At 28.1% G+C, this 13,250-nt stretch carries 15 protein-coding genes and 1 tRNA gene; 8 read left to right on the top strand and 8 right to left on the bottom strand.

What is annotated here, in order from left to right; translation table 11 throughout:
- Window positions 1-2 precede the first annotated feature (2 nt).
- Window positions 3-593, bottom strand: coding sequence for a DsbA family protein (locus AC5SL3_RS05425; protein ID WP_494577815.1), 591 nt, complete (start codon window positions 591-593; stop codon window positions 3-5).
- Complete coding sequence (locus tag AC5SL3_RS05420) at window positions 590-1,078, bottom strand: DciA family protein (protein WP_494577813.1); 489 nt, start codon at window positions 1,076-1,078, stop codon at window positions 590-592. Before AC5SL3_RS05420 ends, AC5SL3_RS05425 begins: the two co-directional genes overlap by 4 nt.
- Here AC5SL3_RS05420 and AC5SL3_RS05415 point away from each other — a divergent pair.
- Window positions 1,073-2,059 carry an A/G-specific adenine glycosylase gene (locus AC5SL3_RS05415; protein ID WP_494577812.1) on the top strand — a complete coding sequence of 329 codons (987 nt, stop codon included), beginning with the start codon at window positions 1,073-1,075 and terminating at the stop codon, window positions 2,057-2,059. The two genes, AC5SL3_RS05420 and AC5SL3_RS05415, sit on opposite strands and share 6 nt — an antisense overlap.
- On the top strand, window positions 2,059-3,210 hold the full coding sequence (locus AC5SL3_RS05410) for an FAD-dependent monooxygenase (protein WP_494577810.1): 1,152 nt from the start codon (window positions 2,059-2,061) through the stop codon (window positions 3,208-3,210). The genes AC5SL3_RS05415 and AC5SL3_RS05410 overlap by 1 nt, the downstream gene beginning before the upstream one ends.
- On the opposite strand, the gene AC5SL3_RS05405 is transcribed toward AC5SL3_RS05410, so the two are convergent.
- The 3 genes from AC5SL3_RS05405 to AC5SL3_RS05395 all read right to left on the bottom strand — a co-directional run bounded on the left by AC5SL3_RS05405 (window position 3,207) and on the right by AC5SL3_RS05395 (window position 5,689).
- Window positions 3,207-4,277 carry a site-specific DNA-methyltransferase gene (locus tag AC5SL3_RS05405; RefSeq protein ID WP_006997799.1) on the bottom strand — a complete coding sequence of 357 codons (1,071 nt, stop codon included), beginning with the start codon at window positions 4,275-4,277 and terminating at the stop codon, window positions 3,207-3,209. The genes AC5SL3_RS05410 and AC5SL3_RS05405 overlap by 4 nt on opposite strands.
- Window positions 4,278-4,397: 120 nt before the next feature.
- Window positions 4,398-4,958 (bottom strand): ribonuclease HII, encoded by a 561-nt coding sequence (gene rnhB / locus AC5SL3_RS05400; RefSeq protein ID WP_494577808.1) that lies wholly within the window; start codon window positions 4,956-4,958, stop codon window positions 4,398-4,400.
- Window positions 4,958-5,689 (bottom strand): uracil-DNA glycosylase, encoded by a 732-nt coding sequence (locus AC5SL3_RS05395; RefSeq protein ID WP_494577806.1) that lies wholly within the window; start codon window positions 5,687-5,689, stop codon window positions 4,958-4,960. The genes rnhB and AC5SL3_RS05395 overlap by 1 nt, the downstream gene beginning before the upstream one ends.
- Window positions 5,690-5,700: 11 nt before the next feature.
- Between AC5SL3_RS05395 and AC5SL3_RS05390 the strand changes: the two genes are divergently transcribed.
- The 4 genes from AC5SL3_RS05390 to AC5SL3_RS05375 all read left to right on the top strand — a co-directional run bounded on the left by AC5SL3_RS05390 (window position 5,701) and on the right by AC5SL3_RS05375 (window position 9,619).
- Window positions 5,701-7,386 carry a tetratricopeptide repeat protein gene (locus AC5SL3_RS05390; RefSeq protein WP_494577804.1) on the top strand — a complete coding sequence of 562 codons (1,686 nt, stop codon included), beginning with the start codon at window positions 5,701-5,703 and terminating at the stop codon, window positions 7,384-7,386.
- Window positions 7,387-7,389: 3 nt separating this feature from the next.
- Window positions 7,390-8,235 carry a 4-(cytidine 5'-diphospho)-2-C-methyl-D-erythritol kinase gene (locus AC5SL3_RS05385; protein ID WP_271767242.1) on the top strand — a complete coding sequence of 282 codons (846 nt, stop codon included), beginning with the start codon at window positions 7,390-7,392 and terminating at the stop codon, window positions 8,233-8,235.
- A gap of 32 nt (window positions 8,236-8,267) precedes the next feature.
- Window positions 8,268-8,341 (top strand) — tRNA-Gln (locus AC5SL3_RS05380).
- Between the two features lie 3 nt (window positions 8,342-8,344).
- A complete protein-coding gene (locus tag AC5SL3_RS05375; RefSeq protein ID WP_494577801.1) occupies window positions 8,345-9,619 on the top strand; it encodes a CCA tRNA nucleotidyltransferase in 1,275 nt (424 codons plus the stop codon).
- Here AC5SL3_RS05375 and greA read toward each other — a convergent pair.
- The 3 genes from greA to AC5SL3_RS05360 are packed head-to-tail and all read right to left on the bottom strand — an operon-like array spanning window position 9,616 to window position 11,382.
- Window positions 9,616-10,092 (bottom strand): transcription elongation factor GreA, encoded by a 477-nt coding sequence (gene greA / locus AC5SL3_RS05370; RefSeq protein ID WP_006997805.1) that lies wholly within the window; start codon window positions 10,090-10,092, stop codon window positions 9,616-9,618. The genes AC5SL3_RS05375 and greA overlap by 4 nt on opposite strands.
- A gap of 1 nt (window position 10,093) precedes the next feature.
- Window positions 10,094-10,921, bottom strand: a complete 828-nt coding sequence (hemF, locus tag AC5SL3_RS05365) for an oxygen-dependent coproporphyrinogen oxidase (protein ID WP_006997806.1) — start codon at window positions 10,919-10,921, stop codon at window positions 10,094-10,096.
- Entirely contained in the window at window positions 10,921-11,382 is a 462-nt protein-coding gene (locus AC5SL3_RS05360; RefSeq protein WP_006997807.1) for a tRNA (cytidine(34)-2'-O)-methyltransferase, read from the bottom strand. Before AC5SL3_RS05360 ends, hemF begins: the two co-directional genes overlap by 1 nt.
- An 86-nt stretch (window positions 11,383-11,468) precedes the next feature.
- Between AC5SL3_RS05360 and petA the strand changes: the two genes are divergently transcribed.
- Both petA and AC5SL3_RS05350 read left to right on the top strand, forming a co-directional pair.
- The gene (gene petA / locus AC5SL3_RS05355; protein WP_494577800.1) at window positions 11,469-11,978 is read left to right on the top strand and encodes a ubiquinol-cytochrome c reductase iron-sulfur subunit; all 510 of its coding nucleotides are present in this window, start codon (window positions 11,469-11,471) and stop codon (window positions 11,976-11,978) included.
- A 9-nt stretch (window positions 11,979-11,987) separates the two neighbouring features.
- Window positions 11,988-13,247 carry a cytochrome b gene (locus tag AC5SL3_RS05350; RefSeq protein ID WP_006997809.1) on the top strand — a complete coding sequence of 420 codons (1,260 nt, stop codon included), beginning with the start codon at window positions 11,988-11,990 and terminating at the stop codon, window positions 13,245-13,247.
- Window positions 13,248-13,250 lie beyond the last annotated feature (3 nt).

Below are 13,250 nucleotides of genomic sequence, written 5' to 3'. Positions count from 1 at the left end.
ACTTATATCAGTTTTTCCAGATATTTTTTTAAATTCTTATAATTTAGGGCTTTATCAAACTTTTTATCATTAATTATTATCGTAGGAGTAGCATTAACTTCAAATTTTTTTACACCCTCGATTCGGTCATTTAAAATGTAATCTTCTATAGCTTTATCACTTAAGCATTTATCAAAATCTAAGTTTACACTTTCACTTTCTAAGAATTTTTTCAAATAACCTGTAGCTTCTTCTGGTGTTTTTCCTCTAGCCCATTTTTTCTGGCCTGAGTATAAAATATTCATAATGCCTGAACTACCATCGTTATTACACTGTGCAATTTTTGATGCATTAAAAGCTGCTAAATCTAATGGAAAATGTCTAAATTCTATTTTTACCAACCCCTTATCAATGAAGTTTTTCTTAAGTTCTGGAAACACATCTTTATGAAAATTTGCACAGTAACCACAAGTCAACGACTCGTAAGCAATTATTGTTATTTTAGCACTTTCTTCTCCTTCAGTAATTCTTTTGAAAATTTCATTTTCTGCAGCAAACGCTTTAGAGGAGAAGATTAAAAATATTATAAATAATGTTGAGGTTAATTTTTTCATCGTTGTTTAAATAGTTTCGTTAATTCAAGTAATGATTTTTTAATTTTATCGTTTTTAATACTATTTATCCTATCTGCATATTTAATATTTGTCACATGATTTTCATTAGTATCTAATTTTTTGAATTTTGTTTGAGCATCATCAAAACTTATAAATTTCAATTTCTCAACAACGGCATAGCCAAAAAAACTATTCATTTTATCCATTATTACTTTTTTTGAGTATTCTAAATCAATTTCATGTCCTCTCTTTACCATTATTTGAAGAGTGCTTACTCCAAATTTATTCGAATTTTTAAAGGATTTAGGATAGCATATTTGAAAAAGATCATCTCCAACTATGTACTTCCAGTTATTAAGTGTTTCAGAAAATATATGACCTTTTTTTTTGATTATTTTTTTAATATTTTTTGGCAAAGTGTCTTTAAAAGACCTTAAGCCTTGAATAGTTTTAAACCTCTGCTTAGTATTATTTTTAAAATGCATATGACTAAATCCATACTAGCAAAAAAAATTCTCTATTGGTACGATAATAATAAAAGATCACTCCCATGGAGAAAAAAGCTATCACAAGTTAAGCGAGAATATTATACCTTAGTAAGTGAATTTATGTTGCAGCAAACACAGGTTGCAACTGTAATTCCATATTTCAATAATTTTATAAAAGATATTCCAGATATTAAATCTCTATCAAAAATTAAGGAACATAAGCTTTTAAAGTATTGGGAGGGCCTTGGTTATTATTCAAGAGTAAGAAACTTAAAAAAGACTGCTCAAATATTAGAAAAAAATTTTAATAGAAGATTACCAAGCACAATTGAAGAATTAAAATTATTACCTGGGGTAGGTGACTATACTTCTAATGCGATAATGGCAATTGCCTTCAACAAGCCATTTATTCCCCTAGATGGAAATATTGAAAGAGTAATTAAAAGATTATTAAATTTAAAATTACCTAAAGAAATTGCAAAAGATAACCTTGTTAAGAGTAAAAAAATATTAGGTAGTTCAATTAGAGCAAGTGATTATGCACAAGCACTAATGGAGCTAGGTGCATTGATTTGTCGACCTAAAAATCCCTTATGTCACCAATGTCCTTTAATTAAAAATTGTAAGTCTTTTAAAAAAAAAGATTTTGAAATAATAAAAGAAAGAAAAAAGAAGATTGATAAATTTTATTTATTAGAAGTTTATAAAAAGAATAATAAATTTTTGTTAATCAAAAATACTAAATTTAATTTTTTAAAGAATTTAGAAATATTTCCCATGAAGCAAATACCCAAACCTGATAATTTAGCAAAAGCTTTAAACTTCAAGATATCCAATATGAATATGAATGTAATAATCAAGTTTTCCAAGTTAAAAGGTGAAATTTCTAACTCTTCTTGGATTGATAGCTCTAAGCTTGAAGATTATACTTTGCCCACATTTACTAAAAAAATTTTTAATTATTTAAAAAAGATTTAATGAAAAATATAGCAATAATAGGAGCCGGTATTTCAGGTCTGTATATTGCAAATCTTTTAAGTCAAAACTCTAATTATCAAGTCACAATTTATGAGAAAAATGCTTCTGTTAATTTGGAAAAAGGATATGGAATTCAACTTTCAGTTAATAGTATCAAATTGTTAAATCAAATAAATTTTCAAAAAATCAGGATGGAAGATAAATTTCACCCCAATAAACTAGATTTTTATTCTTTAAAAAATAATAAAAAAATATGTGATTTAGATATATCCATGTTTAACAGCACTAATACAAAACATACTACCTTACAGCGCTCTACTTTAGTTAATTTCTTAAAAGATGGGCTTCATGAAAATATTATTCATTATAATAAAAAAGTTATAAAAATTAATGAAGAAGCAGAAAATAAAGAAGTTTCTTTTGAGGATGGTTTATCTGTTAAATGTGATTACTTAATTATCTCTGATGGAACTTTTTCAAAAACAAAATCATTAATTGCCAATAAAGAAACTAAACCAAAGTATTTTAACTCTATTGCCTTAAGAGCAACAATAGACCAGGGTGCCCTTAAGGGTATTAACCCAGAGAATATATCTTTGTTTTTAGGGTCTAATTTACACTCAGTTCTTTATCCAGTTAATAGCAAAGGACAGTTTAATTTTATTACCATTCTTAGAAAAAAGCTTAGCACTAAAGAGTTATCTGATTATTCTTTATTTGAGAACAAAGATTTTGCTGCATCTATTGTATCTGAAATATCAAAGCAAGTACCCACCGAAACAATGAACAATCTAAAAAGTATTAAATGTTTTCCAATATTTGTGAGTTCTGATGTCAATGAACCAAAAAATAAAGATACTTTTATCATTGGAGATGCCTTTTTTGCTTTACCCCCAACCTTTGCTCAAGGCGCCTCTCAATCAATAGAGGTTGCCAATGAACTTTATAAAAATTTAGAAAATGAAAACACTCAATTTAACTCTGAAAGAGTTAAAAGAGTAAGGATGATTGATATGAAATCAAAACTCAATTATTTTGCTTTTCATTTATCTAATCCATTAATAATTTGGATTAGAAATTTAGTAATAAAAAAATTAGTTAAAAATGAAAAATTTATTAACAGTTATCTTGGTAAAATTTATAAAGACTAATTTTTAGAAATTAATCTTTGTCTTAAATTATCAATTGGCACAGAAACACCATTCACTGTACAATGCCAATAAGTCCATCCATTACAGCTTTCAGAACCAAGTATTGTTGCTGCAACTTTATGAATTGATCCTTCAGCTTGATTATGCTTGATACTTCCATCTGCCATAATCTTAGCAACTATTTTTTTCTTTTGATCAAAAATACTTGTTCCAGGCTTTATTATTCCAAGCTCTACTAGTGATCCAAAAGGTATTCTAGGCTTAGATCGATTATTTTTTAAAGTGTCTAAGAAATTATCCTCTAAAGGTTTTGTATTTTTTAACCTTTCTTCTGCTGCTTTAAAATAAGTCTTCTCTTTCTCTATACCATAATATTTTCTACCTAATTTTTTTGCAACCGTTGCAGTTGTTCCAGATCCTAAGAATGGGTCTAGAATTAAATCGTCCTTGTTTGATGATGCCAATAAAACTCTATGTAATAAAGATTCTGGTTTTTGAGTAGAGTGAACTTTTTTACCATTTTTTTTAAGTCTTTCTGCACCATTACAAATAGGTAAATTCCAATTAGATCTCATTTGAAGATCGTCATTTAAACATTTCAAAGATTGATAGTTAAAAGTATATTTTGACTTCTCACTTTTAGAAGCCCAAATTAAAGTTTCATGAGCGTTTGTAAACCTTGTTCCTCTGAAATTAGGCATTGGGTTATTCTTATTCCAGATAACATCATTTAAAATCCAAAAACCCAAATTTTGTATTGCAGTGCCTACTCTAAAAATATTATGATAACTTCCTATGACCCAGATGGCTCCATCTTTTTTTAATATTCTTCTACATTCAGAAAGCCAAGCAACCGTAAAGTCATCATATTTTTTAAAGCTTTCAAACTGATCCCATTTATCGTTAACAGCACTGACTTTGCTTCTGTCTGGTCTAGTAAGTGAATTTTTTAATTGTAAATTGTATGGTGGATCAGCGAAAACAAGATCAAAGGTTTCGCTTGGAATTTTTTTTAATTCCTCAAGACTGTCACCATTAATAATCTTATTTTTAAAATTGTTTTCCATTTTGTATAAAACAATTAGACTCCATACGGATTCTTGCGTCAACCTGAGATTGAAATAACTAGATTCAAATTGTGTCTGAATTTTTAAGAGAACTAGATGTTGTGCTGTTACACGTGAAAATTATAAAAGATCACAAATAGGTGAGAAAGTTTTTCGATGATATTTAGTAATACCAAATTTCTTAATTGCGTTTAAATGTTCTTTGGTTCCATAACCAGAGTTTGTATCCCATCCATAATTATTAAACTCTTTTGAAAGTTTTGTAATAAATTTATCTCTACTGACTTTTGCAACAATTGATGCAGCAGAAATGCTTGGAATTTTTTGATCTCCTTTAATTACATATTTTAATTTATAGTTTTTAAGATCAGGCAGTTTGTTGCCATCAATTAAAACAAGTGAAGGTTTTGTTTTCAATTTAAGAATAGCTCTTTTCATTGCAAGTAAACTTGCGTGCAATATATTAATTTTTTCAATTTCTTTAGTCGATGCCTGGCCTATAGCCCATATAGAATTTTTTTTAATATATTTTTCAAGCTCTTCTCTTTTGTCCTTTGTTAGAGTTTTTGAATCTTTCAATAATTTTTTATCAATAGAATTATTTAATATGATAGCTGCTGCATAAACAGGCCCAATTAAACTTCCTCTGCCAACTTCATCAACACCTGCTAAAATTTTCATTAAATGGATAGTTTTAGATCTAAGATTTTTTGTTTAATCCTTTTTAAGTCATCCCATGAATGTTTTTTATTTTCAGGAGCTCTTAAAAGATAAGAGGGATTAAAAGTTATGATAACGTTGTAACTTGTATTTTTGATAATTACTTCCTTCCATTTTCCTCGCTCAATAGAAATTTTGCTATTTAAACCTGTTAAAGATTCCATAGCAGTACTACCCATAAGAATTATTATTTTAGGATTTATTATTGAAATATGTTTTTGTAAAAATTGGGAATATCTTTTAATTTCTGTAGAGTTTGGTTTTCGATCCTCAGGAGGTCTAAAGTTTACAGCATAAGTTGTGTAAATATTTTGTTTTTTAATGTTTATTGCAATCAGCATTTTTTTTAAAAGATCTCCTACTTCACCCATAAAAGTTAATCCGGCGTTATCTTCTTCAATGCCTGGGGCTTCACCAATTATCATTATTGAGCTATTAATATTCCCATCTCCTAAAATTATCTTTTTTGAATTATTCTTTAAGTTACAATCACTAATTGAGTTTATTTGTTCTTTAAGATTTTCAAGCTCTTTAACTTTATCTATTTTTTGAATACTCAGATCTTTTTTTAAATCATTGCTAGTATTTTTTAGTCTATTGATTGGTTTTTCATCAAAAATAAAGTCAGATCCAGTAGAGTTTAAGAACTCAGAGTCAAAATTCGTTTTTTGATTTATTACTTTTTTAGACATAGAATGGTCAAATGTTGGTAAAGTTTTTTAAATTCTTTTTAATATTAATACTTTATCAGAGTCCATTATACTCAAAAAATACCAGTTTAAATGATTTTAATGCAAGGTATTTGTCTAATTATTTTTCAGGAATTGTAGCTTATGAAAATCTAGATAATACAGAAGCTTTAAAATTTTTTAATTCATCAAAAATATTAATAAAACAGCATGATGCCTATCTTGAGAGGTATGTATTTTCCTTAGTACTTGATGGCAAAGTTAAGAAAGCAATTAATCAAGTTAAACAGAACTCAACAAAAAACAACTCTGACTTTTTTCAGGCTAATCTGTTGCTGGCAGTTGATAGTTTAAAGAAAAAAAACTTTAAAAAAAGTAAAGTTTATATTGATAGATCATATGAATTTATTAACAATGATAGACTTTCATTAATCATTGCAGAAACCTTCAAGCAATATTTATCAGTTTTTGAAGAAAAAAAATTAGTGAAACAAACTAATACGTTTGGAAATTTTTCATTTATTAACGAAGTTTTTCAAAGATGTTATTTAAATGATAAAGATACAGAGAGATATTTTAATACATTAATTAATTCACAAAACGATGCTGATTATTCAAGGTATGTATTTTTTTTGATCAGTTATTTAATCAAGAAAGATAATTACGATAAGGCAAAAAAAGTTACTAATAATTTTGATTATTTAAATTCATCAGTATTAATTTCTCAAGGTAAAAAATGGATAGAAGATAAAAACTTAGATAATTTTCAAGAAATTTTTTCATGTACAAATTCGAATGACATTGTTAGTGAACTATTTTTTCTAATAGCAAATCTCTATTCCTCTCAGAATGATTATGAGAAATCAAATTTTTATTTAAATATAGCTAACTATTTAAATCCTAAATTTATTTTCAATTTGTCTTTATTAGCTGAAAATTATTATTTGAGTGATGATTATTCCAATACATTAAAAACTCTTGAAGCATTTGATAAAAAGCATGAATTTTATTATTGGTTTAAGTTAAAAAAAGAGTCTCAAATTATTTTAAAAAAAAATAATAAAGAAGCATCTCTAAAATTTATCAATGAAAAATTTAAAGAAATTAAAAACCCAAATAAAAAAATTATATTTGATATTGCAAATATGCATAAAAATGCAAAAAAATATATTGAAGCAATAAATTTTTATGATCAAATACTTTTAAAAATGAATGTTAATTCTGACTTATACGCTGAAATATTATATAGGCGTGGAGGAAGTTACGAGAGATCAGGAGATTATGTAAAAGCAGATAAAGACTTATTAAAGTCTCTAGAAGCTAACCCAGATGATGCTTATGTTTTAAATTATTTAGCTTACTCGTGGTTAGAAAGAGAGCATAAAATTGATACTGCTCTTAAAATGCTTGAAAAAGCTTATGAAGCCAGAAGTAATGATCCATACATTATTGATTCAATCGGTTGGGCATATTACTTAGTCGACGAATATGAAAAAGCAGAAAATTTTCTTAAAAGAGCAGTTGAATTAATGCCTCAGGATCCAGTAGTTAATGATCATTACGGTGATATTCTTTGGCAGCTTGATAGAAAAATTCAAGCAAGATATTTTTGGCAAGCTGTTTTAAATTTAGATGAGACCGAAGATGCCATGAAAGAAACTATTAAAAATAAATTATTAGAGGGATTAAAAAATTCCTAAATTATGAATAGTTTTAAGATAAAGTCTTATGCAAAGATAAATTTAGCTCTAAACGTTACAGGAAAAAAATCAAAGCTTCATAATATCGAAAGTTTAATTTCTTTTATCGATTTACATGATTTAATTACAATAACAGAAAGCAATACAAAACAGCATAAAATTAATTTTATTGGAAGATTTTCTAAAAACATCAGTAAAATTAATACTATTTCAAAATTGTTAAAAATTTTAGATAACAAAAAACTTTTGAATAATAAAAAATTTGAAATTAAAGTTATAAAAAATATACCTCAAAAAGCTGGAATGGGAGGTGGGTCTATGAATGCTGCCAGTCTATTAAATTTTTTTATTAAAAAAAAATTAATTAAAATAAAAAAAAATGACTCAAAAAAAATAAGTAATGAAATAGGATCAGATGTGATTTTAGGTATAAAGCCATCACTTGCTATTCTTTTATCTAATGGAGATATTAAAAAATTCAAAAATAAAATTAAATTTCATATATTAGTTACGAAACCTAACTTTGGATGTTCTACAAAATATATTTATTCTAAAGTTGATTCATTCTCCAAACCTCAATTTAACCCTCCTAAACAGAAACTATTTGAAGCAAAATATTTAAAAAATTTAGACAATGATCTTGAAAAGGTTGCCTTAAATAAATATCCAGAACTTAAAAGAATTAAATCCTACCTCAATGGTTTACCCAACACCCTATTTGTTAGAATGTCTGGATCAGGATCCTCAATAGTGGCTTATTTTCATTCTAAAAAGGCCTGCAAAAAAGCATGTAGCCAATATAAACGAAAATTTAATAACCACTGGTGCATTGAATCAAAAACTATATAATTTTTTTTTTTTGTGATATATGCAACTAATATTGGCCCATGGTGAAGTGGTATCACATCTGTTTTTGGTACAGAGATCCGAGGTTCGAATCCTTGTGGGCCAGCCATATATGAATAACTTATTAGATAAAATTTTTTTTAGATCTCAAAATCTTAATCACATAAATTTAGGCTTCAAAAATATTAAAAAGAAAACAGAAGTTTCAAAAATATTTGAAGCAATTCATTCATACTCTAGCAATAGTGAAATCCGGTATGTAGGTGGATGTGTAAGAAAGATTATTAATAAAGAAGCATATGACGACATAGATTTAGCAGTTAATTTAAATCCAAAAAAGGTATGTGAGGCTCTTACTAAAAAGGACATAAAATATTACGAGAGTGGAATAGAACATGGAACAATTACAGCGTTAATTAATGATATAAAGTTTGAGATTACATCATTAAGAAAAGACATTGATACAGATGGACGACATGCAAAAGTAGAGTTCTCTGATAGCTGGAAAGAAGATGCTTCTAGAAGAGATTTTACCATCAATTCTATTTACGCGGATATTGAAGGAAGTTTATTTGACCCATTTGATGGAAAAAAAGATTTAGAAAGTGGAAAAATTAATTTTATTGGAGATGTAGAAACTAGAATTAAAGAAGATTATTTAAGGGTATTAAGATATGTCAGATTTTTTCTTAGTTATTCTAAGCATAGTCATGACCCACAAGTTATTAAAGCAATTAAAAAAAACCTAAGTGGTGTTTCAAGTATTTCCTCAGAAAGATTAATAGATGAATTTCAAAAATTATTAAAATCAAATGGTTTTCTAAAGTTAACTAAGGATAAGGATTGTTTAGAAATTATAAATCTTATTTTTCCACAAATAAAAAATATTTCTCTATTCAATAAAATGAATAGTTTTGCAAAAAAAAACTTTCTTGAAATGGACTTTATTTTCTTATTATCTTTAATGATTATTGATGGAACTGATAATGTAGATTACTTTATTTATAAATTTAATTTATCCAAAAAAGATCAAAAAAGACTTATATTTTTAGATAAGTTTAATTTAGAAAAAAATATGAACCAAACCTTTTCAGAAAAAAATCTAAATAAAATTTTTTATTTTAATGGTAGGGAGGCATTATTAGATGTTCTTTATTTTAAAATTTTTAAATCCAAAAAAGTAGACAATAAGTTAATTAAAATGATTGAAATTTTTAAAAAAAAAGAAATGCCTGTTATGCCATTTAAAGCTAGTACTTTGATGGAAAAATATCAAATTCCTGAGGGAAGGGAGCTGGGACAGAAGTTAAAAGCAATAGAAGAAGTCTGGACTAGTAATAATTTTAAAATTTCAGATAAAGAACTTCAAAAAATAGTAAGTAATTAAACGTACTTAACATCTTTAATTTCAAAGTTTTTTACACCTGCAGGAGTTTTAATTTCAACTAAATCATTTTTGTTTTTTCCAATTAAACCTCTACCTATAGGTGATTGAAAAAATATCAGTTTTTTTTGAAGGTCAGCCTCATCTTTTCCAACTATTTTATAGGTAATTTTTTCTCCAGTATCCAAATTTTCTAAATCTACAGTTGAGCCAAAGATGACTTTGCCATCATTACTCATTTTGGTTACATCAATAACATTTGCTCTTGCAATAATATCATTTATTTCTGTAATCCTTCCTTCGTTATGAGATTGTTCTTCTTTTGCAGCATGATATTCAGCATTCTCTTTCAGATCTCCATGAGATCTTGCTTCAGATATCGCAGCAACTATTTGAGGTCTTTTTTTTTCTTTTAAAAAAATTAACTCTTCCTTTAAACTTTCAAGACCATCTGCTGTTATTGGTTCTTTATCCATTTTAATTCCATTTTGCTATTGGAGGTAAAGACATTAATATTGCCTCAACATTACCACCTGTTTGTAGGCCAAATTTTGTTCCTCTATCATATAGTAAGTTAAACTCAGCATATCTACCTCTTTTAATATATTGTATCTCCTTTTGTTTTACAGTCCATTTCTTTTTGTGTTTCAATTGTATTATCGAGTTAAATAACATTTGAAAGGTAACTCCAAGATCTGTTACAAATTTAAAGTCTTTCTCCCAATCTTTTTTTTTGTAATCAAAAAAAATACCACCAATTCCCCTTGTTTCTTTTCTATGGGGTAAATAAAAATATTCATCACACCACTTTTTATATTTTTTATAAAATTTTTTATCATGTCGATCACACATTTTTTTTAATTCAGTATGAAGGAAGCTTTTTTCTTTAAGATCTTGGATGCAAGGGGTTACGTCCATACCACCACCAAACCATCCATGTGTTGTGTAGATAAATCTAGTGTTAAAATGAATTGCTGGAACATGAGGATTTTTCATATGCATTACAATAGAAATTCCTGATGCCCAAAAATTTGGATTTTTAGAGGCACCTGGGATTTTTTTACTCATTTTTTTTGAAAACTTTCCATGCACTTCTGAAAAATTTACACCAACTTTTTCAAAAATCTTACCATTTTTTAAAATTCTAAACTCTCCACCACCTTCATCCTTAATTTCACTTCTATTCCAAGTTTTAGATTTAAACTTAGATTTCTTACCTTCTAGTTTTTCAATGTCATTACAAATTGTGTTTTGCAGCAACTTAAACCAATTAGAAGCAAGTTTTTTTTTAATTTCTTTGTCCATTATTTATTAAAGTTAGTTTGCCTTAAATTTTCTGAAAGAATTATAGCAACTGAAGAGGCTATATTTAAAGATCTTTTATTGTCCATCATGGGTATTTTTAACCTATACTTAATTAAATTATGAACATGGTCTGGTACGCCAGCACTTTCTCTTCCAAATAAAAGTGTATCATTACTCTCAAATTTGAAGTCAGTATAAGAATCTGCTGATTTAGTTGTTAATAATATTACTCTCTCATTCTTTTTTGATTTAAAAAATTCATCTGAACTTTGATAAAATCTTATCATTTTTTCATCCATATAATCCATCACAACTCTTTTAAATCTTTTATCGCTGAATAAAAAACCACATGGTTCAATTATTTCTAAATCAGCCCCTAGACACGCACATGTTCTGATAATAGCAGCTGTATTTTGAGGAATATCAGGTTCATATAAGGCTATTTTAGGTCTCAAATTCATGTTTTATGTGTCATTGTTTCAGTGGAAAAAAAACTTTTTTCTTATATGAAATCATATATTAGATAACAATATACAAAAAATTAAAGATGTCTGAAAAAAAACCTGAAAGAAGAGAATTTTTATTTACAGCCTCATATGCGGTAGGTGCTGTTGGAGTGGGGGCTGTTGTTTGGCCTTTAGTTGATCAAATGAACCCAGATGCTTCAGTAAAAGCATTAGCTAGTACAGAAGTTGATGTTAGTTCAGTTCAGCCTGGAAAAACAATCACCGTACTTTGGAGAGGAAAACCTGTTTTTATTAAAAGAAGAACTACTGATGAAGTAGCAGAAGCTAGAGCTGTTAAGATGGAAGATTTAAAAGATCCAGAGAAGGACGAAGATAGAGCGAAAGATCCAGAATGGCTAGTAATGATAGGGGTCTGTACACATTTAGGATGTGTCCCTTTAAATGATAAAGGAGATTACAATGGTTGGTTCTGTCCTTGTCATGGTTCACATTATGATATCTCTGGAAGAATTAGAAAAGGTCCTGCTCCAACAAACATGGAAGTTCCAAAATATGAATTTGTTAACAGCAACACTATTAAAATTGGATAATAAATAATTATGAGTGATCACGAGTACGTTCCTAGTTCAAAATTTGGAAAATGGTTTAATGACAGGCTTCCACTTTTATCACTCGCTAGTCATTTAACTGATTATCCAACACCTAAGAATTTAAATTATTGGTGGACATTTGGTGGAATTTTAACTTTTTGTTTAATTACACAAATCGTTACTGGTTTAACTTTGGCTATGCACTACATTGCTCATGCTGACATGGCTTTTGAAAGTGTTGAACATATCATGCGGGACGTTAACTATGGTTGGTTAATAAGATATATTCATGCAAACGGTGCTTCAATGTTTTTCTTAGCAGTTTATATTCACATATTTAGATCTTTGTTTTATGGATCATATAAATCTCCAAGAGAAATTATTTGGATTATTGGAATAATAATTTACCTTTTAATGATGGCTGCAGCATTTATGGGTTATGTTTTACCATGGGGTCAGATGAGTTTTTGGGGAGCAACAGTTATTACAAATCTTTTTAGTGCCATACCTTTAGTGGGTGAGGGAATAGTTAATTGGTTGTGGGGAGGTTATTCTGTAGATAACCCAACTTTAACAAGGTTTTTCACATTACATTACTTAATACCATTTTTAATCTTGGGCTTAGTCGTTCTTCATATTTGGGCGCTTCATGTTCCTGGAAACAATAACCCAGTGGGGATTGATGTTAAAAAACCTTCTAAGGATACAGTGCCATTCCATCCATATATTGTGATCAAGGATGGCTTTGCATTATTAATGTTTATGATTGTATTTGCATTTTTTGTTTTTTATTCACCAAATATTTTAGGGCATGCAGATAATTATATAGAAGCAAACCCAATGGTAACACCAGCCCATATCGTTCCAGAGTGGTATCTATTACCATTTTATGCAATCCTAAGATCAGTTCCTGATAAATTAATGGGAGTAGTTGCAATGTTATCAGCAATTTTAATTTTAGCTGCACTGCCTTGGCTAGATACTTCAAAAATTAGATCAGCAGTATTTAGACCTCTTTACAAACAATTTTATTGGATACTAGTAGTGGATGTATTAGTTCTAGGTTACGTAGGTGCGATGCCAGCTGAGGGGCTTTACTTATTGATTGCCAGGGTTGCCACAGCTTACTACTTTATTCACTTTTTAATAATCTTACCGGTATTAGGATTTAAAGAAAAAACCATACCTTTACCCTTAAGTATTACAGAACCAGTACTTGGAGGGATGCCAATGGCATCAGCTGTTAAAAAAAAAGAAAGTTTAGATTAATTA

The organism is Candidatus Pelagibacter sp. PS_34 (assembly GCF_059417845.1).
This window is presented reverse-complemented; position numbering and strand designations above follow the sequence as displayed.

What these genes read in the sequence shown, in the direction of transcription:
- AC5SL3_RS05425 (WP_494577815.1), bottom strand. Translation starts at nt 593, where the DNA reads ATGAAAAAATTAACCTCAACATTATTTATAATATTTTTAATCTTCTCC.
- AC5SL3_RS05415 (WP_494577812.1), top strand. Translation starts at nt 1,073, where the DNA reads ATGCATATGACTAAATCCATACTAGCAAAAAAAATTCTCTATTGGTAC.
- AC5SL3_RS05420 (WP_494577813.1), bottom strand. Translation starts at nt 1,078, where the DNA reads ATGCATTTTAAAAATAATACTAAGCAGAGGTTTAAAACTATTCAAGGC.
- AC5SL3_RS05410 (WP_494577810.1), top strand. Translation starts at nt 2,059, where the DNA reads ATGAAAAATATAGCAATAATAGGAGCCGGTATTTCAGGTCTGTATATT.
- AC5SL3_RS05405 (WP_006997799.1), bottom strand. Translation starts at nt 4,277, where the DNA reads ATGGAAAACAATTTTAAAAATAAGATTATTAATGGTGACAGTCTTGAG.
- rnhB (WP_494577808.1), bottom strand. Translation starts at nt 4,958, where the DNA reads ATGAAAATTTTAGCAGGTGTTGATGAAGTTGGCAGAGGAAGTTTAATT.
- AC5SL3_RS05395 (WP_494577806.1), bottom strand. Translation starts at nt 5,689, where the DNA reads ATGTCTAAAAAAGTAATAAATCAAAAAACGAATTTTGACTCTGAGTTC.
- AC5SL3_RS05390 (WP_494577804.1), top strand. Translation starts at nt 5,701, where the DNA reads ATGTTGGTAAAGTTTTTTAAATTCTTTTTAATATTAATACTTTATCAG.
- AC5SL3_RS05385 (WP_271767242.1), top strand. Translation starts at nt 7,390, where the DNA reads ATGAATAGTTTTAAGATAAAGTCTTATGCAAAGATAAATTTAGCTCTA.
- AC5SL3_RS05375 (WP_494577801.1), top strand. Translation starts at nt 8,345, where the DNA reads ATGAATAACTTATTAGATAAAATTTTTTTTAGATCTCAAAATCTTAAT.
- greA (WP_006997805.1), bottom strand. Translation starts at nt 10,092, where the DNA reads ATGGATAAAGAACCAATAACAGCAGATGGTCTTGAAAGTTTAAAGGAA.
- hemF (WP_006997806.1), bottom strand. Translation starts at nt 10,921, where the DNA reads ATGGACAAAGAAATTAAAAAAAAACTTGCTTCTAATTGGTTTAAGTTG.
- AC5SL3_RS05360 (WP_006997807.1), bottom strand. Translation starts at nt 11,382, where the DNA reads ATGAATTTGAGACCTAAAATAGCCTTATATGAACCTGATATTCCTCAA.
- petA (WP_494577800.1), top strand. Translation starts at nt 11,469, where the DNA reads ATGTCTGAAAAAAAACCTGAAAGAAGAGAATTTTTATTTACAGCCTCA.
- AC5SL3_RS05350 (WP_006997809.1), top strand. Translation starts at nt 11,988, where the DNA reads ATGAGTGATCACGAGTACGTTCCTAGTTCAAAATTTGGAAAATGGTTT.